Here is a 19,518-nt window from a genome sequence, read left to right as displayed (position 1 = left end):
TTTCAGGGTCGCTCTCCGCAGGTCTGGCGTCGTTCTGGGCGGGGATGGATTTTCAACTCCACCGCGTAGTATCGGCTTACGACGATAGATTTACCGTCCCGTTAATCGCAATGGCTGCAGCGGGTTGGAGGCGATCACATTTGCATGAATGGCGGGCGCGCGCGGTTACGCGCGCCCGCCTGCGTCTTGTTCAATCAATAAACCACGACGCCGCGAATGCTTTCGCCCTTATGCATCAGGTCGAAGCCCTTGTTGATGTCTTCGAGCGGCATGGTGTGGGTGATCATCGGGTCGATCTGGATCTTGCCTTCCATGTACCAGTCGACGATCTTCGGCACATCCGTGCGGCCGCGTGCGCCGCCAAAGGCGGTGCCCATCCAGTTGCGGCCGGTGACGAGCTGGAACGGGCGCGTGGAGATTTCCTGGCCGGCGCCGGCAACGCCGATGATGACCGACTTGCCCCAGCCGCGATGCGAGGCTTCCAGCGCCTGACGCATGACCCTGGTATTGCCGGTGCAATCGAATGTGTAATCGGCGCCGCCGATCAGGTCGCCATTGCGCTTCGTCATGTTGACGAGATAGGGCACGATGTCGTCGCCGACTTCCTTCGGGTTGACGAAGTGGGTCATGCCGAACTTCTCGCCCCAGGCCTTGCGGTCGGGGTTGATGTCCACGCCGATGATCATGTCCGCGCCGGCAAGGCGCAGGCCCTGCAGCACGTTGAGGCCGATGCCGCCGAGACCGAAGACGATTGCGGTGGAACCGATCTCGACCTTGGCGGTGTTGATGACCGCACCGATGCCGGTCGTCACGCCGCAGCCGATGTAGCAGACCTTGTCGAAGGGCGCGTCGGGATTGATCTTGGCAAGCGCGATCTCCGGCAGAACCGTATAGTTCGAGAAGGTCGAGCAGCCCATATAGTGATGGATCTTGTCCTTGCCGATGGAGAAGCGCGAGGTGCCGTCCGGCATCACGCCCTGGCCCTGTGTGGCGCGGATGGAGGTGCACAGATTGGTCTTGCGCGAGGTGCAGGAATAGCATTCGCGGCATTCCGGCGTGTAGAGCGGAATGACATGGTCGCCCTTCTTGACCGAGGTGACGCCCGGTCCGACATCGACGACGACGCCCGCGCCCTCATGGCCGAGAATGGCCGGGAACAGGCCTTCCGGATCGGCGCCCGACAGGGTGAAATCGTCTGTATGGCAGATGCCGGTCGCCTTGACCTCAACCAGCACTTCGCCGGCGCGCGGGCCTTCGAGTTGAACGGTCATGACCTCAAGCGGCTTTCCGGCCTGAATGGCAACTGCGGCGCGAACGTCCATATCTTATCTCCTGGCATTGTCTTGTGATTGAACAGGGCTGTTTTGCCCGAGCTTGGCTGGAGGGACAAGGGGCGAGCCCAAGTTTGTGTTTTCGGAAGAAACCGTGAATGCAAACCCCACACTGCCGTTACGCGGTCATACGATTTTATTGGCGAGCTCTAATTTACTAATAAATAAACTAAGCATATGAATTTGCTTCATATTTTTAGGTTTCGATTGAGCTTTGATTTACGGTTTGCGTGTTAATTGACCCCTGTATTTCAGTGGTCAGGCGAAGTTGCTCGAAAAGCAGCGCCGCCGGCGACCAACGAGCAATTTTAGAGCGATCGGCGTGAGCCGGACATTTTTTAGCGTCGCAGAAAGCCAGGCCTGTCGCTTTTCACAGCGCGCCTTTCCCATGGCGATGAGCGACATGAGACGGTGTTTTGATGACGAGCAGGCGGATAAAAAAAGCGGCATGGAAATGGAGCCTGTTTTCATCGCTCCTCAGGGACCGTGCGGGTACCTTCGCCATCATGACCGCGCTGCTGCTGCCGGTCTTTATCATTTTGCTGGGGCTGCTTTTTGAGGGTGGCAGGGCGCTGGCCTATTACAACCAGTCAAAGCGGGTCATGGCGATGGCATGCGAAAGAGCCACCAAGCCGACTCGCACCTACACGTTGCTTGACACTGTCCGGCGCGACAATGTGACCGCGGCCTTCGATGCCATGATTCAATCCACCAAGCAGAAGGTCCTCTCGCGCGACGTGAAAGTGAAGTGGACTGAGACAGAAATCAATGCCGAGTTCAGTTACGGGCTGATTTTCTCGGAGATGTTCAATCTCGAGAAGCTGAAATATCGCCTTGCCTACTCTTGCGAGGGCATCCCACCCTATCCCGAGGACGATGCGGTCATCATTGACAATATGTTCGAGAGCAACGCTCTCGGCGTCGAGCGGGTTCTGAAAAACGGCGTTACCAAGGAAACCCCCGGCGGTTGCTGGGGTGTCTATCCCTATTCGGAAATCGGATGGGATGGCGGGACCGGCCCCGGCGTCGAGTTGCAGGACTGGAGCAGCCCCTGCTGCCGCCGCAACCACAATTGGGAGGGCTATCCGGCGGGAATGCAGAGCAAGAAACTCAACGAGGCCCCTACCGCCAACGACAAAGCCTGTACTTTGAAGGAGGTCGATAAGGCAAAGACCACCGACAAGATCGAAATCGACAAGAAGCCGGGCACCGAGCTCTCATTGCCAACCCGTTATGTCATGGAGCTCGATAGTGACTGGGGGCCGCCTGAGCCCGGCAAGAAAAAAAATATCGAAGCCAATAGCTCGATCTACAAGGATGTCGAGCTTCATCCCGGAATATATAAGATCATGGTTTGGTACAATGGGCGCCGGGCCGTCGAGAACGTGGAAAAAACAAACGGAATCAAGATCTCGCTCCAACAGCTCCTTCCTGACCTGAAACCCCAGCAACGGGTGTGGGAGTTGACCCAGGATAAAAACAGTATTGCCTGGACACCGAGGGAGTACATTTTAAGGGTCAAGGCCTACTCGATCTATCGGGTGACGATTGAGGCAACCGGCCTGAGCGACAGCTTCGGTGGCATCATCACCGGTTTCCAGCTCATCTATGTGGATCGAATGGAAGAGGGCTGAGATGAAGTCCTTACTTTCCCCGCGTCAGGATAAAAGCCGTGGTGGCCCGCGCAGATGCCGGTTCGCGCATGCCGCATGTTATCGGCTATTTGGCGACCGAAAGGCAGCAACGGCAGTTGAGACGGCTCTGCTGTTGCCGCTGTTTTTTGCGCTGATTTTCGGGACGCTCGAAATCGGCCTGCTGATGCTCTATTATCTTTATCTCTCGTTCGCATCGAATGCGGGTATCGAATATCTCCGTAAGGCGGCGGCGGACGGTAAACCGGCGACCGAGATTGCGTTGCGCAAGGCAATTTCCTCTCGCTTTATTGGCGGGACGGATGAGACCACTCTCAAGATTGCCCTTTTGCCGATCCCCGACGACGATATTGCCGAAGCCAAAGTGCCCATACCGATCGTGAACGATTTTCGCCCGCCCGCCGATACCGCCGGGCAGTACATTCTGGCCATCGGTTACAACTGGAATTTTTTGATGCCGACGACGCGTTTCCTCGTGCCGGACACGGGCGGCATTCATCAGTTGCGCAACATTTCCCTGGCGATCACTGCCGTGCGGGTGACGGAATGAAAAAGGCGACATGGGTTTTGCGTCTTGCTGGTTTCGGCCGTTGCCGTTCTGGCGCTGCGGCGTTGGAAATGGGGCTTTTGGCGCCGCTGCTTGTCCTTATGCTTGCAGTGATCATTGAGGTCGGGCGGGGTTGGCTCAGCTATGACCGGTTCATGACGATAGTCGACGATTCAGCGCGCTGGGCGGCAAGATTCCCCGAATTCGAGGAACGGGTGCGCACGGGGGTTCCGAGTTTCGTCGTCCTTTCCGGCAGCGGCATTCTCCAGGCGGGCAAACTCGACCTGACGCTGAGAAGCGTCAAACTGGTGGATAAGGTCGCCCGGCTGCAATTTCCCGCCCACAATTTTCTGGGATCTGCCGAAGATGTGCCTTGGGAGAAAACCGTGATTGCCAACGGTTTCGTCGCTCAGGAAGCTATCATTGTCGTCTCTGGGCGGTACAGCTATCGGCCTCTGATCGCTGCCGTGGCCGATATCTCGCTCAAATTCGAATATGTCGCGGCGGTCAACCCGTTCTTTTCGCAGCGATATCCTTACCAGAGCGGCAAATCGGATTTCGCAAAATGGAACCTCAAGCGCTCGCCATTCAAACCGAACTGATCGGCCTCAGACAGCCTCTGTCTCGGCCTGGCTTTCGCCGAGCCACGCCGCGCAATCCCGCAACGCCCGCGCTGCAATAAGCTGGCGTTTCATGATCGTCTTGTCCTTGCCGCGGAAACGCTTCACGCCTTCCGGCTTGACGATTGAGCCCGGCGCCAGTTCCGGGAAGAGGCCGAAATTGATGTTCATCGGCTGGAAGGAGCGTTTGCCCGGCTCATCATCGGAGGAGAGGTGGCCGCCGGTGATGTGGTTGAGGAGCGAGCCGAGCGCGGTGGTGGCCGGCGGCAGGCTCGGGGCCTCGCCTTTCTGTTCGGCGGCGGCGAAGCGGCCGGCGAGAAGGCCGACGGAGGCGCTTTCCACATAACCTTCGCAGCCGGTGATCTGGCCGGCGAAACGCAGGTCCGGCCGGGATTTCAGCTTCAGCGAGCGGTCGAGCAGGATCGGGGAATCGATATAGGTGTTGCGGTGCAGGCCGCCGAGGCGCGCGAATTCCGCATTTTCGAGGCCGGGTATCATGCGGAATACATCCGCCTGCACACCGTATTTCAGCTTGGTCTGGAAACCGACCATGTTGTAGAGCGTGCCGAGCGCATTGTCCTGTCGCAGCTGCACGACGGCATAGGCCTTGATGGTGGGGTTATGGGCGTTGGTCAGTCCCATCGGCTTCATCGGCCCGTGGCGTAGCGTCTCGCGGCCGCGCTCGGCCATGATCTCGATAGGCAGGCAGCCGTCGAAATAGGGCGTGCCTTCCCACTCCTTGAAACCCACCGTGTCGCCGGCAATCAGCGCGTCGATGAAGGCGTTATACTGCTCTTCGTTCAGGGGGCAGTTGATGTAATCCTTGCCGGTGCCGCCGGGGCCGACCTTGTCGTAACGCGACTGGTACCAGCAGATATCCATATTGATGCTGTCGCGGTGCACGATGGGGGCGATGGCGTCGAAAAAGGCGAGCGCATCCTCACCCGTCTCTGCCTGAATGGCGGCTGCAAGATCCGGCGAGGTGAGCGGTCCGGTGGCGATGATCGAGTTGCCCCATTCCTTCGGCGGCAGGCCGTTCACCTCTTCGCGGATGATTGTCACCAGAGGGTGATTTTCCAGCTCTTTCGTCACGGCCTCGGAGAACCCATCACGGTCGACGGCAAGCGCGCCGCCGGCCGGCACCTGGTGCCTGTCGGCGCAGGCCATGATCAGCGAGCCGGCAAGCCGCATTTCGGCATGGATGACGCCGACCGCATTGGCGGTCGCATCGTCGGAGCGGAAGGAGTTGGAACAGACCAGTTCCGCCAGCGTATCGCCCTTATGCGCATCCGTGCCGCGCACGCCGCGCATTTCATGCAGGATGACGGGCACACCGCTTTCAGCGATCTGCCACGCGGCTTCCGAACCGGCCAGTCCGCCGCCCACGACGTGAATGGGAGAAGTGGTCTTGTCTTGCATGCTGGCGTCCATCTGGCGTCCATGGGCCGCATGCGGGGCAGAGGCTCCCGTCCGGCGGCTGTCTCTTGAGTGATTGTTTCGCGCGGGTCCCAGAGGACGCGGCATTGTTGCGGGATGCACTAGCATGCATGGCTGAGGCAGCCAAATGTTTTTGGGGGGGAGGACCGGGATGGGGTGCAGGGCATCGTGAAACAAGTGATTGAGATGCTGCAGGCGCGAAATACTTTCGCGCTCCCTCCACGGCAGCGATTCAATTATCTGCTATTCTGCATCGCTCAAATCGTCGCAGTCAAACTTGGCTCAAGCAATGTTGAATCACGCTTCGAGCGATTTGGGAGCCGGGTCAATGGTGGCAGGTGCGTTTTTCGTTTTCGAAGTCTCGCAAACCTTGCCGTCGCGGACTTCGATCCAGCTGGATTGCTGGTGCGCGGAGCAACGGTCAAATATGGTCCATCCAGGCTGACCCTCGGCGGTCATAAACGAAACTACATACAGCCCGCCTGCCAACGCAATCGAGAGTTCCGGAAGTCGCCCGAATAACGCGGCGCATTGAACGTCACGACCGATAAGTGACTGAAAAATCTCTTCCCAGCCTTCTTCGTCGCTCCAACTCCCGCAGACAATCGCGTCTTCACTTTCGATCCGCCAACTCCATTCGATCATGACTGTGACGTCGCCATGCGAATTTCCCGCTGTGCCGTCGCGTTTCTCTTGGGGCGATAAGCCGCCAAACTCCAAGAAAATTGCCGAGCCATGGCCCCGCCACACCGCCGATAACGGTTTTGTTAAAAGTGCAGATCGATACTTTTCGAAAACTTCCGGAGACGACGGCAACGTGTCCCTCCCAACCCATGACGGATGGAATTTCCTGACGATCTAGAACTTTGTCAATAGGACCTGAATGCAGTCAGTTTAGCTGTCCGCGAGAGGCACATCGGCATTGTAAAACCGAATAGTCGTGGGCGACCAGATTAAATCGTCGGAACTAGAATGTTTGCCGCAAATATCGCCAGAATCAAAAACGGCGCCAGAGGCGCCGCTTTTTTTACCTGTCGCTCAATCGTCGCGCCCTGGAGGTCGGGCAGCGGGACGATCGTTTACGCCTTAGCGGAACGAACGGGCTGCTACGTTACGGATGTCGTAACGGGTCAGGCCGATGTCGCTCAGAGCCTGGTTGGAAAGGCTGCCAAGTTCGTTGATCGTGCGGCGGTAGGAGATCCAGTTCTTTGCGATGCGGATGGGGTTCATGGTCGTTTCCTCAATCTATCTCTGTTGATTTCGTCTGCCGGCTCAGCGTTTCTCTGTGCTCTCGGCTGTTGAGGTTTATATATAGACATTGAGCCATGTTGTGCAGTGCAGAATTTAGGCTACTGCCATGCATTTGTGCAGTATGTCGGCTAAATTTGCGGCTTTGAATATCATCTGAGCAAAATATGAGCGGAAATGCCTGTGTTTCAGGCGGTTTTGACTGATATGGCAGCCTTTGGCGGCGCTAAAGGCGCTTTCAGGTGTGAAAAGGCGCGTCGGGAGGGGCTCGGACGCTATCCGGGCGCTGCGTAAATGGTCGGCCATCGATGCATTTTTCATCTGCCGACCCTGCTGGCGGCTGTGGCAGTGCCGCTTCGACGCGGAGAACCGCCCAAAACGAAAAAAGGCCGGAGGCGGGAGCCTCAGGCCTTTTTGGGTAGGTCGTCTCGCATCCGCCGCAAGGAGCGGCGGGGCATATAATCAGAAGCCGACGGCGGTCTTGGCGACGCGGCGGATGTCCTGACGGCCAATGCCGAGGTCACTCAGTTCGCGGTCGGTCATGCGGCCGAGTTCGGTTACGGTCTGACGATACTTGCGCCAGTTGGTGAGCGAGCGTGCAATGTTCATTTTCATCTTCCTCTTCGTGCTGTTCAGTCTCTGCGGCCAGTCTTGGGAGGCTTTGGTCCGGGGCTGAACTCGATCTCTGTATGACCATGAATATAATCGGTTTAATCAAAACAAAAACAGACAAAGCAAGATGTCACCTATGCACGTATTGCAATGCAAGCCGGTAAAACAGGCCGATTGCGGCGATTCATGCATAATTTGTGACCAATTTGTGTGCTTTTGGTGGTCGCCTGGGGCTTCCGCAGTGCGAAGGCGTGAGGGATGACCGGATAAGGGGCGTGGCAGGGTGCGAAAGCCCCTCAATCGCTGGTCTGGAGCAGCGCCCGGCAATCCGGCAATGTGGGCTGCGGGGCGCGCTATATATAATGTCAATGTAGCCGCATAAATATTGCCTGTTTTCTCCGCCGGCCTGCATTCGATGTGCCGGGCGAGGTGGGGTGGGAAGGCGATGAGAGGCGGATGCGGTGCGGCTTGCTTTTTTCCGCGCCAAATCGCCTCTGTCCGGCTGTTGCGCGCTGTTCCCCGGTGCGGGTGGCGAATAAGCGGAGAGCGCGGCCGCCTCCTGCCACCGGCGCGGGGGATGAGAAAAGTCCGGAGGAAACGAAAGGCGGCGATAAGGCGTGCTTGACCCTTTCTGAACATTGTGACATACCGCCGCCCAACGTGCGGGTATGGCGGAATTGGTAGACGCATTGGTTTTAGGTACCAACGCTTCGGCGTGGGAGTTCGAGTCTCTCTACCCGCACCACAAGCAAGGCATGGCTGCGCCACGCTTGCGCCAGAGTGCATCTTTATAAGATGCGGGGAGCTTCGGGGTTCATTTCTCCCCTTTGGTCTTTTCTCCGGTGCAGGCTAAATGGTGTCCGGCAGGCGCTTGTGTAAAGAAATAAGGGAAGCCACGGCCGGGGAACGACGTTTCCGGCGCAGTGCTCGAAAGTAAACCAACGGCTGTCTGAGCACCGCCGCCATGATGTGAAGGTTAGGAAAATGCAGGTTATCGAAACGCTCGCTGAAGGGCTGAAGCGCGAACTCAAGGTCGTTATTCCGGCCGCCGACATGAAGGCCCGTCTGGACGAGCGCCTGGTTGACGCCAAGGACAAGGTTCGCATCAACGGTTTCCGTCCCGGCAAGGTGCCGATGGGCCACCTGAAGAAGATGTACGGCAAGTCCATCATGGCCGACCTCGTCAACGAGCTGGTTCGTGAAAAGCCGACCGAAATCCTCTCCAGCCGCGGCGAAAAGTCTGCGACGCAGCCGGCCATCTCCATGACCGAAGACGAGCAGGAAGCCGAAAAGATCCTGTCGGCCGAATCCGATTTCGAGTTCACCGTTGCCTACGAAATCATTCCGGCCATCGAACTGAAGGTCAATGACGGCATCAAGGTTACCCGCGAAGTCGTTGAAGTCTCCGAAGACGAAATCAACGAGCAGATCCTCAAGATCGCCGAAAGCGCCCGCACCTACGAGACCAAGAAGGGCAAGGCCGCCGATGGCGACCGCGTCACCATGAACTATCTCGGCAAGGTTGACGGCGTTGCCTTCGACGGCGGCGCTGCCGAAGATGCCGAACTGGTTCTCGGTTCCGGCCGCTTCATCCCCGGCTTCGAAGACCAGCTGGTCGGCGTCAAGGCTGGCGATGAAAAGACCATCACCGTGACCTTCCCGGCCGATTACCCGGCTGCGAACCTTGCCGGCAAGGAAGCCAACTTCGACATCACCGTCAAGGAAGTCGCTGCTGCCGCTGCTGTTGAAATCAACGACGAACTGGCCACCAAGCTCGGTCTCGAATCGGCTGAAAAGCTGAAGGAAATCGTCAAGGGTCAGATCGAAAGCCAGTACGGCAACATCACCCGCCAGAAGGTCAAGCGTCAGATCCTCGACCAGCTCGATGAGATGTACAAGTTCGACACGCCAGCTGGCCTCGTCGACGCCGAGTTCGACAACATCTGGCGTCAGATCAACACCGATCTTGCCCAGTCCGGCAAGACCTTCGCTGACGAAGACACGACCGAAGAAGAAGCCCGCGAAGAATATCGCAAGCTTGCTGAACGCCGCGTCCGTCTCGGCCTCGTTCTCTCCGAAATCGGCGAAAAGGCCGGCGTTGAAGTGACCGAAGAAGAAATGCAGCGCGCGCTGTTCCAGCAGCTGCAGCAGTTCCCGGGCCAGCAGAAGGAAATCCTCGATTTCTTCCGCAACACCCCCGGCGCTTCCGCTTCGCTGCGCGCTCCGATCTTCGAAGAAAAGGTCATCGACAAGCTGCTCTCCGAAATCTCGGTAACGGACAAGACCGTTTCCAAGGAAGAGCTTCTGGCTGACGACGCCGAAGAAGCAACGGAAACCAAGAAGAAGGCCCCAGCCAAGAAAAAGGCTGCCGCCAAGGCTGACGACGCCGCTGAAGGCGAAGAAGCCGCTCCGAAGAAGAAGGCTCCGGCCAAGAAGAAGGCCGCTGAAGGCGACGCCGAATAATCTTCTTCAGTGCAAGCTGATTGAAAAAAAAGGCCGTAGCGAAAGCTGCGGCCTTTTTGTTTTGGGCGTCCGGTTTCTGGGCGGTCGCGCGGGCTTCCCTACCTTCGTTTCGATCACAATGCAGTGCAGCATGATTTTTTGCTGCATCTGCTCTTGTTCATCTCCCGTTCATCTGGCACCCTGCGCAGCATGATTTGCCCCGGCCGCTGCATGCGGTCGTTCGGGCATTGTGTGCCGCCCTTGCGCGGCCCTATCGCTGCCAAACCATTGGCCTTAAGCTTTTACCGTGCCTGCCGGGTTCTCCCGGTGCGCCCTTAATTTGCAAGGGGACAAGATATGTCGCCACGAACGGGTTTTACCCTTCTATTGTCTCTTTTCACCGCCGCTGGCACTGCGGCACACGCCGATGAGGCGGGGCTGATCTGGAAGCCGGTGAAGAATTCAGACCGTTCCTATACGGCGCGCATCGGCGCGAAACTGCCGGTCGATACGCCCATTCGCGCGGGGCTGGAAATGGGCATGAGCGCTTCCAAGACGGGGCAGGTGGTGGATACACCGGTGCGGGTATGGGGTAATGTCACGCTGCTGGCCGAACAGCTGCCCGGCGTTTCCCTGGCCCGTGATGTCGGTGTGATCGTCAACGCGCTGACGGGGTCGAGCAGCCTTTCCGTGACCTCGCAGCAGAAGCGCATCGTTACGCCGGAGCTGGATATCGAGGCGAACCGCAATTTCACCGTGCGTTATGACGGCACGGCGCAGCAATGGAACGGGCTGGATGTGTCGCAGTCGCTGCGCCTGTCCCGCTCGGAAACCGGCACGGCCTTTGTGCTGACGGGGGCGAGCCGCAACAGTTTCAACGAGTTCAGCAGCGGCGTGGCGGTGGAGCAGAAGATCGGCGACAATCTGACTGTGCGGGGGACGCTCGATCAGGGCTATGCGGATCATTTCCGGCCGGGGGTGAGTGCGCGGTATAGTATTCGGTGGTGAGGGGGCGGGCTGGCTGTATACGGTTAGTTCGCAGGTGAGAAAGTCTCTTTAGGGGCGCAAACCTTTCCTCCGTCATGCCGGGCTTGACCCGGCATCCAGTCACGGCGAGTCTGCGCCGTGAAAGAGTCTTTCGCTATCAAAGACTTGATCGCGCTGGATCCCGGCTCGAGGCCGGGATGACGGGGTGGGGATGCTATGCTTTCTCAAAAGGCCGATTACGGCAACTCCGCCGTCTCAAAAGCCGCCCCCGGTGCAACCTCAATCCTTCTTGATCTCACCCATGCGGTTCCACGCATCGAGCCCCGCAATCTTATAAGCCTCGGCAAGTGTGGGATAGTTGAACGTATTCTCGACGAAATATTCCACCGTGCCTTTCAGATTCAGCACCGCCTGGCCGATATGCACCAGTTCGGTCGCGCCTTCGCCGACGATATGGACGCCGAGCAGGCGGCGGGTTTTGAGCGAGAAGATCATCTTCAACAGCCCGCTGTCGAGACCCATGATGTGGCCGCGCGAGGTTTCGCGGAAATGGGCGATGCCGCATTCATAGGGAATGCCGCGTTCGATGACTTCTTCTTCCGTCAGGCCGCAGGTGGAAATTTCCGGTACGGCATAGATGCCGTAGGGGAAGAATTGCGGCGGTTCGCCTGCCGGTGCGCCGACGGCGTGGCGGGCGGCGATGCGGCCCTGTTCCATGGAGGTGGAGGCAAGGCTCGGGAAACCGATGATGTCGCCGGCGGCATAGATGTTCGGCACCGAGGTCTGGAAGGTCTCGGGATCGACCTTCAGGCGGCCGCGGCTGTCGGCCTCCAGCCCGCAGGCCGAAAGATTGAGCGTATCGGTGGCGCCGACGCGGCCGGCGGCAAACAGCACCGTCTCGGCCTTCAGCACGCGGCCATTGCCGAGCGAGACGAGGCATTTGCCGCTTTCGTCGCGCTCCACCTTTTCCGCCTTCTGGCCGAAGATCAGCTTCATGTTGCGGTCGCGCAGCTGATAGGTGAAGTCCTCGACGATTTCCTTGTCGATGAATTCCAGCATGGTTTCGCGCGGCTCCACCACCGTCACCTGCGTATCGAGCGCGCTGAAAATGGTGGCATATTCGATGCCGATGACGCCGGCGCCGACCACGACCATGGAGCGCGGCAGTTCCTTGATCTCGAGAATCTCGTCCGAATCGAGCACGGCCTCGCCATCGAAGGGAATATGCGGCGGTCGATAGGGGCGGGTGCCGATGGTCAGCAGGATGGAGGTGCCCGTCACGGTCATGATCTCGCCGTCGCTCTTCACCACCTTCATGGTGTTGGCGTCGATGAAGCTCGCCGTGCCGCGAATGTGCTGCACGCGGTTGCGGGCGAACTGGTGTTCCAGCACTTCCACTTCGTGATCCAGCGTGATGAGCAGGCGGCGGCGCAGGTCTTCCGCATCGATCTCCTGCTTGACGCGATAGGCACGGCCGTAAAAACCACGCTCGCGCCAGCCGGTGAGGTTGAGCGCCGTCTCGCGCAGGGTCTTCGATGGAATGGTGCCGGTGTGCACGGAAACGCCGCCGACGCGGCTGCCCTTCTCGATGACCAGAACCCTCTTTTCGAGCTTGGCGGCCTGAATGGCGGCCCGTCTTCCCGCCGGACCGCTGCCGACAACAATCAGATCGAACTGGTGCATGAAAAACCCCGGAACAGAATTATTGCAATGACCGGATGTCGCATCCGGCATGGCGTCGCCGCGAAATGGTCGTGATGCCATTTTGACGATGGGGAGTGATTCCCCTTCAGCCTTGCCCGCAAGAGTGCAATGCAACAAACGCCTGCGTCAATCTGTAGCGTAAGAATCTGACGGATTCGTAACTGGGGGTGAGGTTTCAGGAGGTTGTGCGATTCATGGGGGGAGGAGGAGCGCGGGGCTTTACCCCCCTCTGCCCTGCCGGGCATCTCCCCCACAAGGGGGGAGATCGGCAAGACGCATCTTTATTGCTTCAATCTCCAGCTTTGTGTCGGACGAGACCGCGCCGCAGATCGATCTCCCCCCTTGTGGGGGAGATGCCCGGCAGGGCAGAGGGGGGTGAAGCCCCATGCACTTTCGGTCTATTGGGAATGGAAATGCCCAAAACCCAACAGCTTCATCCCGCCCAGCGTTACCGGTCGGGGATATTCTGCCTCGGGCGATTGCCCGGCTGCGCTTCGGTTGAGGTTGGTGTGGGTCGGATGCGTTGCGCAGCCGGGTCTTTCACCATGCCGTATTTCGCAAGCGGCGGTGCACCGCCTTTTGCGAAATGGTCCTTTCCACGAACGTTGCCAGCGTTCCACCACCAGGACCGTCCCTCGGTTTCCGCCACGTCTGGCGTCCACCCGGCGGGACTGCGTTTAATCTAACAGCGCGTCGCGGGGTGGGGAAAAGCGGGGATGAATTTTCCGGCGTCAGTCTTCCTTGCGGGTGACATGGCGGTGAAGTGCTGCAAGGTCCTGACGGAGCGCGGCCAGTTCGGCCAGCACCTTCACATCGATCTTTTCATGCAGGGAAAGAACCTCAAGCTCGGCCTTCAGGTTCACCTCGTAGTCCTTGGCGGCCTCGAAACGGTCGCGGGCGGCCTGACGATTCTGCGACATCATGATGATCGGCGCCTGAATGGCGGCCAGCATGGAAAGCAGCAGGTTGAGGAAGATGAAGGGGTAGGGATCGAAAGCGCCGGTCGTCAGGATGATGGTGTTGATGATAGCCCAGAAGATCAGGAAAAAGCAGAAACCGAGGATGAAACCCCAGGAGCCGCCGACCTTGGCGATATTGTCGGCCAGCCTGTCGCCGAAACTCGCGCCAGCGGAAAATTCCGCATTGGTGTCGCTCGAAACCAGCTTCTTCTGGTGCGACAGTTCCAGAATGCGCCGCTCCACTTCGCCGATTTCGCGAGAGGAACGCTTGAAATGCGAAACGATATAGTCGGAGATATCTGACACGGTGTGTCTCCGGTTCTGATGGGGCGATGCGGATGTTATCCCGAGATAAACCCGCATGGCGGTGGAATTCAAACGATTTCCGCCGCCATGCGGTTCAGGCGTCCCCCGCCGAAAAACATCAGACCGATGGCGCACCCTCGTGCAGCCAGTTGAAACCGGGGAAGAAGCGCTCGCGGCCATATTGCTGGCCGAACATCATGTCGAATTGCAGCAGGCGGTAGTCGCGCACCACGTCGGGAACAGCGTTCGGGGCAATTGACCAGTCGGGCAGGGCCTTGCCGTCGGTCGTCACCAGCATATGTCGGTCGATGACGGAAAAGGCCTGCTGAACCTCGCCAAGCGTTCCCGTGTAGAAGGGATCGGAAAAGCCGGCGGTCTTCAGCACATGATAGGGCAAAAGCGCCGGGCTGATGGTTCCGATATTCTTGCGCACGCCCTTTTTGGAAGACCAGACGACGAGCGGCGTCTCGTGTTCCTTCTTCATCACCTCCAGCGGCGCGCGGCGGCTGGCCACCATGCCCGGCATGTAGCCGCTTTCCACGAAGGTCTGGCCGAGCGGCGGCAGATGGTCGCCGAACAGGACAACGATGGTTTCACGGTCGCGCTTCTTCGCCCAGCGCATCAGTTTCAGCAGCGCTTCGTCAGCCTCCGCCACCCCTTGAGAATAGGTGGCGAGCGCCTGCGAGGCCGAGGCGGAGAGATCGCCTTCGACGCCGATGGTGTTTTCGGCGTAACGGGTCGCCTCGTAGGGACCATGTCCCTGAAGGGTGACGGCGAAGAGGAAGAGCGGGTTCTGAGCCTTTTCGGCCGTCGCCATGATCTCGTCCATCAGCGCATCGTCGGAGGCGAAGTTGCCGCGTTTCTCCATGGCCGGCAAAGTCTCTTCAGAGCGGAATTCCTCGAAGCCGAAATTCCTGTAGACCTGCTTGCGGTTCCAGAACCATTCCTGGAAAGGGTGCATGGCGATGGCGGAATAACCTTCACCACGGAAGAAGCTGGCGAGCGACGGCACCGGGCGGCGGATATATTGCTGATAGGGAATGCTGCCATAGGGCAGGAAGGCGTTGGAAAAGCCGGTCAGCGCCTCGAATTCCACATTCGCCGTCATGCCGCCGAATTCCGGGGAAAAGACATTGCCGGACTGTTTGGCGCGGATCGTCGGCATGGGATCGGCGGAGAGGTTCACATTTTCCAGCCGCGTCGGATCCCACAGCGATTCGCTCATCAGCATGATGACATCGGGGTAATCGCCCTTGTTGGCGACGAAGGCGGCGGGCTCGGAGGTCAGGTCGGCAATGGTGTTTTCGCCGTAACCCTGCGGCGCCGAGACATTGGCCATCGGAATATTGAAGGCGAAGGCCATCAGGAAGCCGTTATGGCGGTAATTTTCCTGCTGATCCCACATCATGGGAATGATGTTGAGGCGATCGCGAACCCAGGAATAATGCGAATAGTCCATAAGCGAGGCGAGACCGGCAAGAAGCGGCAGCGCCAGCGCGAGACCGGCGGCGCGTTCGCGCCAGCTCAAGCCCGGTGAATGGCGGCGCGCCAGCAGCCACAGCGCTGCGAGAGCGGCAATCGTGGCGCAGATGCCGAGGGCGACGAGGGCTGCCGTCATCGGCTGGGCTTTCAGCATGGTCGGCAGAAGCTCGAGAATCTGGCGGCCGAACAGCAGGTCGGATGGATAAAGCGGATCGGAAAGATAGGTCTGTTTCTGTGCCGAAATCAGCCCCGTCAGCGCGCAGAGCGGCGCAAGCGCGATCAGCGACAGGTAACGCCTGCCAAGAAGTGCATCCAGCGCCACGAGAAGGGCAAGCACGGCGGCAATGGTGGTCATGCCGGGGCGGGCGGAGGAGGTGAGGAAAGCGCCGACATCCGTGAGCGAGCCGCGGGCGATCCACTCCAGCGCCACGACCAGCACGACGGACGCGACCGTCAGATTGGCAAGCGGATAGGCGATGCCCGAAAGCTTGGAAAGGCTCCTTGTCCATGCAGGCGAAAAGACGAAACCAGCCTTTTCGGAAGCCGTTGTTTTTGGCGCCGAATCTCTCAAACTCATACTCCGGTATTGCAGGCGGCACGGCCGATCCGGGGAGATGAATCGGGTGTCGCAAAATTGTCATGTAACTGTCACATAAGCGCGATGAACGCGACATGAACTTTGAGCAACCTGGCCGGTGCGGCGATAACCTTAGCGTGAACGCGCGCCTGCCATGCGTAACGGGCGTCGCCATGCAATTGCCGCGTTGCGGAGCGGCCACGGGCGCGGTATTGAAAAGCCATGAGCGACAGACACGATATCCAGAACCATCTCCGGATTGCCGTCGGGCAGTTCAATCCCACTGTTGGCGACGTGGCGGGCAATCTCGCCAGGGCGCGCGAGGCAAGGGCCGATGCGGCGACGCAGGGCGCCGATCTTCTGCTCCTGACGGAGCTGTTCATATCCGGCTATCCGCCGGAAGATCTGGTGCTGAAACCGGCTTTCCTGAAAGCATGCCTGAAAGCCGTGGAAGAGCTGGCGGCGGAAACCGCCGATGGCGGGCCGGGCATCGTCATCGGTTTTCCGCGTCAGGGCGAGACGGGCCGGCACAATTCTGTAGCGCTTCTGGATGGCGGCAAGATCATCGCGCTGCGCGACAAGATCGACCTGCCGAATTACGGCGAATTCGACGAAAAACGCGTTTTCTCCGAGGGCTCGATTTCCGGTCCCTATAATTTCCGTGGGGTCAGGATCGGTATTCCGATCTGCGAGGAAATCTGGAACGATATGGGTGTCTGCGAGACGCTTGCCGAAAGCGGGGCGGAAATCCTGCTGGTGCCGAACGGTTCGCCCTATTATCGCGGCAAGCTGGATGTGCGCCATCAGGTGGCGCTGCGGCAGGTGATTGAAAGCGGCCTGCCGCTCGTTTTCGCCAACCAGTTGGGTGGGCAGGATGAGCTGGTGTTCGACGGCGCGAGCTTCGGCTTCAATGCCGACAAAACGCTCGCCTTCCAGATGAGTCAGTTCGAGGCCACACTTGCCGTCACCGACTGGAAACGCACGGCAGACGGCTGGCATTGCGACAGCGGGCCTTTTTCGAAGATTCCCGAAGGCGAGGAGGCGGATTACCGCGCCTGCATGCTGGGCTTCCGCGATTACGTCAACAAGAACGGCTTCAAGAGCGTGGTTCTCGGCCTTTCCGGCGGCATCGATTCGGCCATCTGTGCTGCCCTTGCCGTCGATGCGCTGGGCGAGGAGCGGGTGCGCTGCATCATGCTGCCCTACCGTTATACTTCGGAGGAATCGCTGAAGGACGCAGCCGATTGCGCGAAAGCGCTGGGCTGCCGTTACGATATCGTGCCGATTTCAGAGCCGGTGGAAGGATTCCTCTCGGCGCTTTCCGATCTCTTCGAGGGCACGGAAGAGGGCATTACCGAGGAAAACCTGCAGAGCCGTACGCGCGGCACCATTTTGATGGCCGTCTCGAACAAGTTCGGCTCAATGGTGGTGACGACGGGCAACAAGTCGGAAATGTCGGTGGGTTACGCCACGCTTTATGGCGACATGAATGGCGGTTTCAACCCCATCAAGGACCTCTACAAGATGCAGGTCTATGCCATTTCCAGCTGGCGCAACGCCCATGTGCCGCCGGGCGCGCTCGGCCCTTCCGGCGAAGTGATCCCGGCCAATATCATTTCCAAGGCGCCCTCGGCCGAATTGCGCCCCAACCAGACCGACCAGGATTCGCTGCCGCCCTATCCGGTGCTGGACGATATTCTGGAATGCCTCGTCGAGAAGGAAATGTCGGTCGAGGAAATTCTGGCTCGCGGCCATGATGTGGCGACGGTGCACCGGGTGGAGCATCTGCTCTATCTCGCCGAATACAAGCGCCGGCAATCGGCGCCGGGCGTTAAGATCACCAAGAAGAACTTTGGGCGTGACCGGCGTTATCCGATCACCAACCGGTTCCGAGATCGGTGATTAAACAGGTAGCGCGGGTAGGGAGATGTTTGCCCGGCAATGCCGCGTGTTTCTTCTCCTCGCCGGGGAGAAGGTGGCCCGAAGGGTCGGATGAGGGGGCAACCTCTCGGTCTATCGCTGACGTCGCCCCCTCATCCCGCTGCCGCAGACTTCTCCCCGGCGGGGAGAAGAAACAAGGGGCATGCGCTCGTTCCACAAAAAGCCTTCGTGTTTAAGCAAGCGGCGCGGAGAAAACCCCGCGCCGTTCGCTCATCTCAAATAACCTGCCCCACATCGATGCGGTTGCCATCCGGGTCTTCAAACACAAAGGCGCGCAGGCCGTAATCCTTGTCCTGTAGGCCCTTGATGATGCGCAAGCCCTGGCTCTTGCAGAGTGCGTGCAGCGCGTCCACATCGCTCACCATCATATGCGCCACATTGAAGGGTGCTGCCTTGTGACTGGGCTGCAATGTCAGGTGCAGCTCGGCATTGCCCTGTTTGAGGATCATGAAGCCGACGGGGTTGCCGTTTTCGAAGGTCTTTTCGAAGCCCAGCACGCTGACGTAAAAATCATGGGCCTTTTCGATGTTCTTGACAGGAAGCATTGCGGCGATCCGGCCGAAGCGGATGCCGTGATCGGCGATGGTATTCATCGCGGAACCTCGGTTTTAGGAGAAACGGCAAGGGTCACGGACGGTGCCGAAGCGCTGGCGTTTTTTCCGGTTTGAATTTGCAGGACGGTGCCTGCCGCCCTAGGATCATAATCGAGGCGATGGCGGATGCAAACGGAATGTCTGCATTGCCGGGCGCTTTGAACGAGACACGGACACGCCCGGGAGGCAGAATGCGCAGCTCCATCGAAATCTTCAACATCCGCACCCGGCAGATGCGGGCGGTGTGGCAGACGCCTGATCTCTTCGAAGCGCCGAACTGGTCGCCGGATGGAAAATATCTGCTGCTGAACAGCGAAGGGCTGCTTTACCGCCTGTCCCTTGCCGGTGATGCGTCGCCGGAAAAGGTCGATACCGGCTTTGCGACGCTCTGCAACAACGATCACGGCATTTCGCCGGATGGTTCGCTTTACGCCATTTCCGACAAGGTGGAATTCGGCAAGAGCGCCATTTATCTCATGGCCTCGGCAGGCGGTGCGCCGCGGTTGATGACGAAAAATCTTCCCTCTTACTGGCATGGCTGGTCGCCAGATGGGAAGGGCTTTGCCTATTGCGGCATTCGCGATCAGGTCTTCGATATCTATTCGATGGATATAACAAGCGGCGTCGAGACGCGGCTGACCCATGGCGAGGGCCGCAATGACGGACCGGATTATTCGCCTGACGGTGAGTGGATCTATTTCAATTCCAGCCGCACCGGGCGAATGCAGATCTGGCGCGTGCGGGTGGATGGCTCAGCCGTCGAGCGCATCACCGACAGTTCCTATGGCGACTGGTTTCCGCACCCGTCTCCGAAGGGAGAAAAGGTGGTGTTCGTTTCCTATGACGGCGACGTTTTCGACCATCCGCGCGATCTCGATGTGCGGGTGCGGCTGATGGACATGGATGGCGGCAATGCCGAGACGCTGTTCGAACTTTTCGGCGGGCAGGGCACGATGAATTCGCCCAACTGGTCACCGGATGGGGATGAGTTCGCTTATGTGAGGTATTTCCCGGTGGAATGATGGGGGTGAGGCAGGCCACATTGCCGCACCACCGGCAGGATGCTTGCATTCGCAAACT

16 protein-coding genes and 1 tRNA gene are annotated in these 19,518 nt (G+C 59.0%); 8 read left to right on the top strand and 9 right to left on the bottom strand.

Features of this window, described 5'->3' with window-relative positions:
• Window positions 1–194: 194 nt before the first annotated feature.
• Window positions 195–1,322, bottom strand: a complete 1,128-nt coding sequence (locus CFBP4996_RS06705; RefSeq protein WP_080851839.1) for an S-(hydroxymethyl)glutathione dehydrogenase/class III alcohol dehydrogenase — start codon at window positions 1,320–1,322, stop codon at window positions 195–197.
• A gap of 428 nt (window positions 1,323–1,750) precedes the next feature.
• Here CFBP4996_RS06705 and CFBP4996_RS06700 point away from each other — a divergent pair, with 428 nt between their 5' ends.
• Genes CFBP4996_RS06700 through CFBP4996_RS06690 form a run of 3 tightly spaced genes read left to right on the top strand, consistent with a single transcriptional unit; the run spans window position 1,751 to window position 4,132 of the window.
• Entirely contained in the window at window positions 1,751–2,965 is a 1,215-nt protein-coding gene (locus tag CFBP4996_RS06700) for a TadE/TadG family type IV pilus assembly protein (RefSeq protein WP_080851841.1), read from the top strand.
• A 1-nt stretch (window position 2,966) separates the two neighbouring features.
• Complete coding sequence (locus CFBP4996_RS06695; RefSeq protein WP_080851844.1) at window positions 2,967–3,533, top strand: TadE/TadG family type IV pilus assembly protein; 567 nt, start codon at window positions 2,967–2,969, stop codon at window positions 3,531–3,533.
• Window positions 3,530–4,132: a TadE/TadG family type IV pilus assembly protein gene (locus tag CFBP4996_RS06690; RefSeq protein ID WP_080851847.1), complete on the top strand. Its 603-nt coding sequence runs from the start codon at window positions 3,530–3,532 to the stop codon at window positions 4,130–4,132. Before CFBP4996_RS06695 ends, CFBP4996_RS06690 begins: the two co-directional genes overlap by 4 nt.
• Before the next feature lie 6 nt (window positions 4,133–4,138).
• On the opposite strand, the gene trmFO is transcribed toward CFBP4996_RS06690, so the two are convergent.
• The 4 genes from trmFO to CFBP4996_RS06670 form a co-directional block, all read right to left on the bottom strand.
• Entirely contained in the window at window positions 4,139–5,581 is a 1,443-nt protein-coding gene (trmFO, locus tag CFBP4996_RS06685; protein WP_162935864.1) for a methylenetetrahydrofolate--tRNA-(uracil(54)-C(5))-methyltransferase (FADH(2)-oxidizing) TrmFO, read from the bottom strand.
• A gap of 303 nt (window positions 5,582–5,884) precedes the next feature.
• Window positions 5,885–6,403 carry a hypothetical protein gene (locus CFBP4996_RS06680; RefSeq protein WP_233283535.1) on the bottom strand — a complete coding sequence of 173 codons (519 nt, stop codon included), beginning with the start codon at window positions 6,401–6,403 and terminating at the stop codon, window positions 5,885–5,887.
• Between the two features lie 270 nt (window positions 6,404–6,673).
• A complete protein-coding gene (locus tag CFBP4996_RS06675) occupies window positions 6,674–6,817 on the bottom strand; it encodes a DUF1127 domain-containing protein (RefSeq protein WP_003495735.1) in 144 nt (47 codons plus the stop codon).
• A gap of 480 nt (window positions 6,818–7,297) precedes the next feature.
• The gene (locus tag CFBP4996_RS06670; protein ID WP_004433052.1) at window positions 7,298–7,444 is read right to left on the bottom strand and encodes a DUF1127 domain-containing protein; all 147 of its coding nucleotides are present in this window, start codon (window positions 7,442–7,444) and stop codon (window positions 7,298–7,300) included.
• A gap of 665 nt (window positions 7,445–8,109) precedes the next feature.
• On the opposite strand from CFBP4996_RS06670, the gene CFBP4996_RS06665 reads away from it, so the two are divergent.
• The 3 genes from CFBP4996_RS06665 (at window position 8,110) to CFBP4996_RS06655 (ending at window position 10,897) form a co-directional block, all read left to right on the top strand.
• A tRNA-Leu gene (locus CFBP4996_RS06665) sits at window positions 8,110–8,192 on the top strand.
• A 239-nt stretch (window positions 8,193–8,431) separates the two neighbouring features.
• Entirely contained in the window at window positions 8,432–9,910 is a 1,479-nt protein-coding gene (gene tig, locus CFBP4996_RS06660) for a trigger factor (RefSeq protein WP_080851856.1), read from the top strand.
• Between the two features lie 336 nt (window positions 9,911–10,246).
• Window positions 10,247–10,897 carry a hypothetical protein gene (locus CFBP4996_RS06655; protein WP_080851858.1) on the top strand — a complete coding sequence of 217 codons (651 nt, stop codon included), beginning with the start codon at window positions 10,247–10,249 and terminating at the stop codon, window positions 10,895–10,897.
• Between the two features lie 258 nt (window positions 10,898–11,155).
• Here CFBP4996_RS06655 and sthA read toward each other — a convergent pair whose 3' ends face one another.
• From sthA to CFBP4996_RS06640, 3 genes are all read right to left on the bottom strand, one after another.
• Complete coding sequence (sthA, locus tag CFBP4996_RS06650; RefSeq protein WP_004433043.1) at window positions 11,156–12,559, bottom strand: Si-specific NAD(P)(+) transhydrogenase; 1,404 nt, start codon at window positions 12,557–12,559, stop codon at window positions 11,156–11,158.
• Window positions 12,560–13,311: 752 nt separating this feature from the next.
• Window positions 13,312–13,845, bottom strand: a complete 534-nt coding sequence (locus CFBP4996_RS06645) for a DUF1003 domain-containing protein (protein WP_031233651.1) — start codon at window positions 13,843–13,845, stop codon at window positions 13,312–13,314.
• A gap of 118 nt (window positions 13,846–13,963) precedes the next feature.
• Complete coding sequence (locus CFBP4996_RS06640) at window positions 13,964–15,904, bottom strand: LTA synthase family protein (protein ID WP_162935865.1); 1,941 nt, start codon at window positions 15,902–15,904, stop codon at window positions 13,964–13,966.
• A 222-nt stretch (window positions 15,905–16,126) separates the two neighbouring features.
• Here CFBP4996_RS06640 and CFBP4996_RS06635 point away from each other — a divergent pair, with 222 nt between their 5' ends.
• A complete protein-coding gene (locus CFBP4996_RS06635) occupies window positions 16,127–17,806 on the top strand; it encodes an NAD+ synthase (protein ID WP_080851863.1) in 1,680 nt (559 codons plus the stop codon).
• 254 nt (window positions 17,807–18,060) lie between these two features.
• Here CFBP4996_RS06635 and CFBP4996_RS06630 read toward each other — a convergent pair whose 3' ends face one another.
• Window positions 18,061–18,438: a glyoxalase superfamily protein gene (locus CFBP4996_RS06630; RefSeq protein ID WP_080851866.1), complete on the bottom strand. Its 378-nt coding sequence runs from the start codon at window positions 18,436–18,438 to the stop codon at window positions 18,061–18,063.
• Between the two features lie 191 nt (window positions 18,439–18,629).
• On the opposite strand from CFBP4996_RS06630, the gene CFBP4996_RS06625 reads away from it, so the two are divergent.
• Window positions 18,630–19,460, top strand: a complete 831-nt coding sequence (locus CFBP4996_RS06625; RefSeq protein WP_080851869.1) for a TolB family protein — start codon at window positions 18,630–18,632, stop codon at window positions 19,458–19,460.
• The last annotated feature ends 58 nt before the right edge of the window (window positions 19,461–19,518 follow it).

Source organism: Agrobacterium leguminum (assembly GCF_005144435.2).
GTDB lineage: Bacteria > Pseudomonadota > Alphaproteobacteria > Rhizobiales > Rhizobiaceae > Agrobacterium > Agrobacterium leguminum.
This window is presented reverse-complemented; position numbering and strand designations above follow the sequence as displayed.

Excerpts from the sequence above, each read along its gene's own strand:
- CFBP4996_RS06705 (WP_080851839.1), bottom strand. The coding sequence starts at position 1,322 with ATGGACGTTCGCGCCGCAGTTGCCATTCAGGCCGGAAAGCCGCTTGAG.
- CFBP4996_RS06700 (WP_080851841.1), top strand. The coding sequence starts at position 1,751 with ATGACGAGCAGGCGGATAAAAAAAGCGGCATGGAAATGGAGCCTGTTT.
- CFBP4996_RS06695 (WP_080851844.1), top strand. The coding sequence starts at position 2,967 with ATGAAGTCCTTACTTTCCCCGCGTCAGGATAAAAGCCGTGGTGGCCCG.
- CFBP4996_RS06690 (WP_080851847.1), top strand. The coding sequence starts at position 3,530 with ATGAAAAAGGCGACATGGGTTTTGCGTCTTGCTGGTTTCGGCCGTTGC.
- trmFO (WP_162935864.1), bottom strand. The coding sequence starts at position 5,581 with ATGGACGCCAGCATGCAAGACAAGACCACTTCTCCCATTCACGTCGTG.
- CFBP4996_RS06675 (WP_003495735.1), bottom strand. The coding sequence starts at position 6,817 with ATGAACCCCATCCGCATCGCAAAGAACTGGATCTCCTACCGCCGCACG.
- CFBP4996_RS06670 (WP_004433052.1), bottom strand. The coding sequence starts at position 7,444 with ATGAACATTGCACGCTCGCTCACCAACTGGCGCAAGTATCGTCAGACC.
- tig (WP_080851856.1), top strand. The coding sequence starts at position 8,432 with ATGCAGGTTATCGAAACGCTCGCTGAAGGGCTGAAGCGCGAACTCAAG.
- CFBP4996_RS06655 (WP_080851858.1), top strand. The coding sequence starts at position 10,247 with ATGTCGCCACGAACGGGTTTTACCCTTCTATTGTCTCTTTTCACCGCC.
- sthA (WP_004433043.1), bottom strand. The coding sequence starts at position 12,559 with ATGCACCAGTTCGATCTGATTGTTGTCGGCAGCGGTCCGGCGGGAAGA.
- CFBP4996_RS06640 (WP_162935865.1), bottom strand. The coding sequence starts at position 15,904 with ATGAGTTTGAGAGATTCGGCGCCAAAAACAACGGCTTCCGAAAAGGCT.
- CFBP4996_RS06635 (WP_080851863.1), top strand. The coding sequence starts at position 16,127 with ATGAGCGACAGACACGATATCCAGAACCATCTCCGGATTGCCGTCGGG.
- CFBP4996_RS06630 (WP_080851866.1), bottom strand. The coding sequence starts at position 18,438 with ATGAATACCATCGCCGATCACGGCATCCGCTTCGGCCGGATCGCCGCA.
- CFBP4996_RS06625 (WP_080851869.1), top strand. The coding sequence starts at position 18,630 with ATGCGCAGCTCCATCGAAATCTTCAACATCCGCACCCGGCAGATGCGG.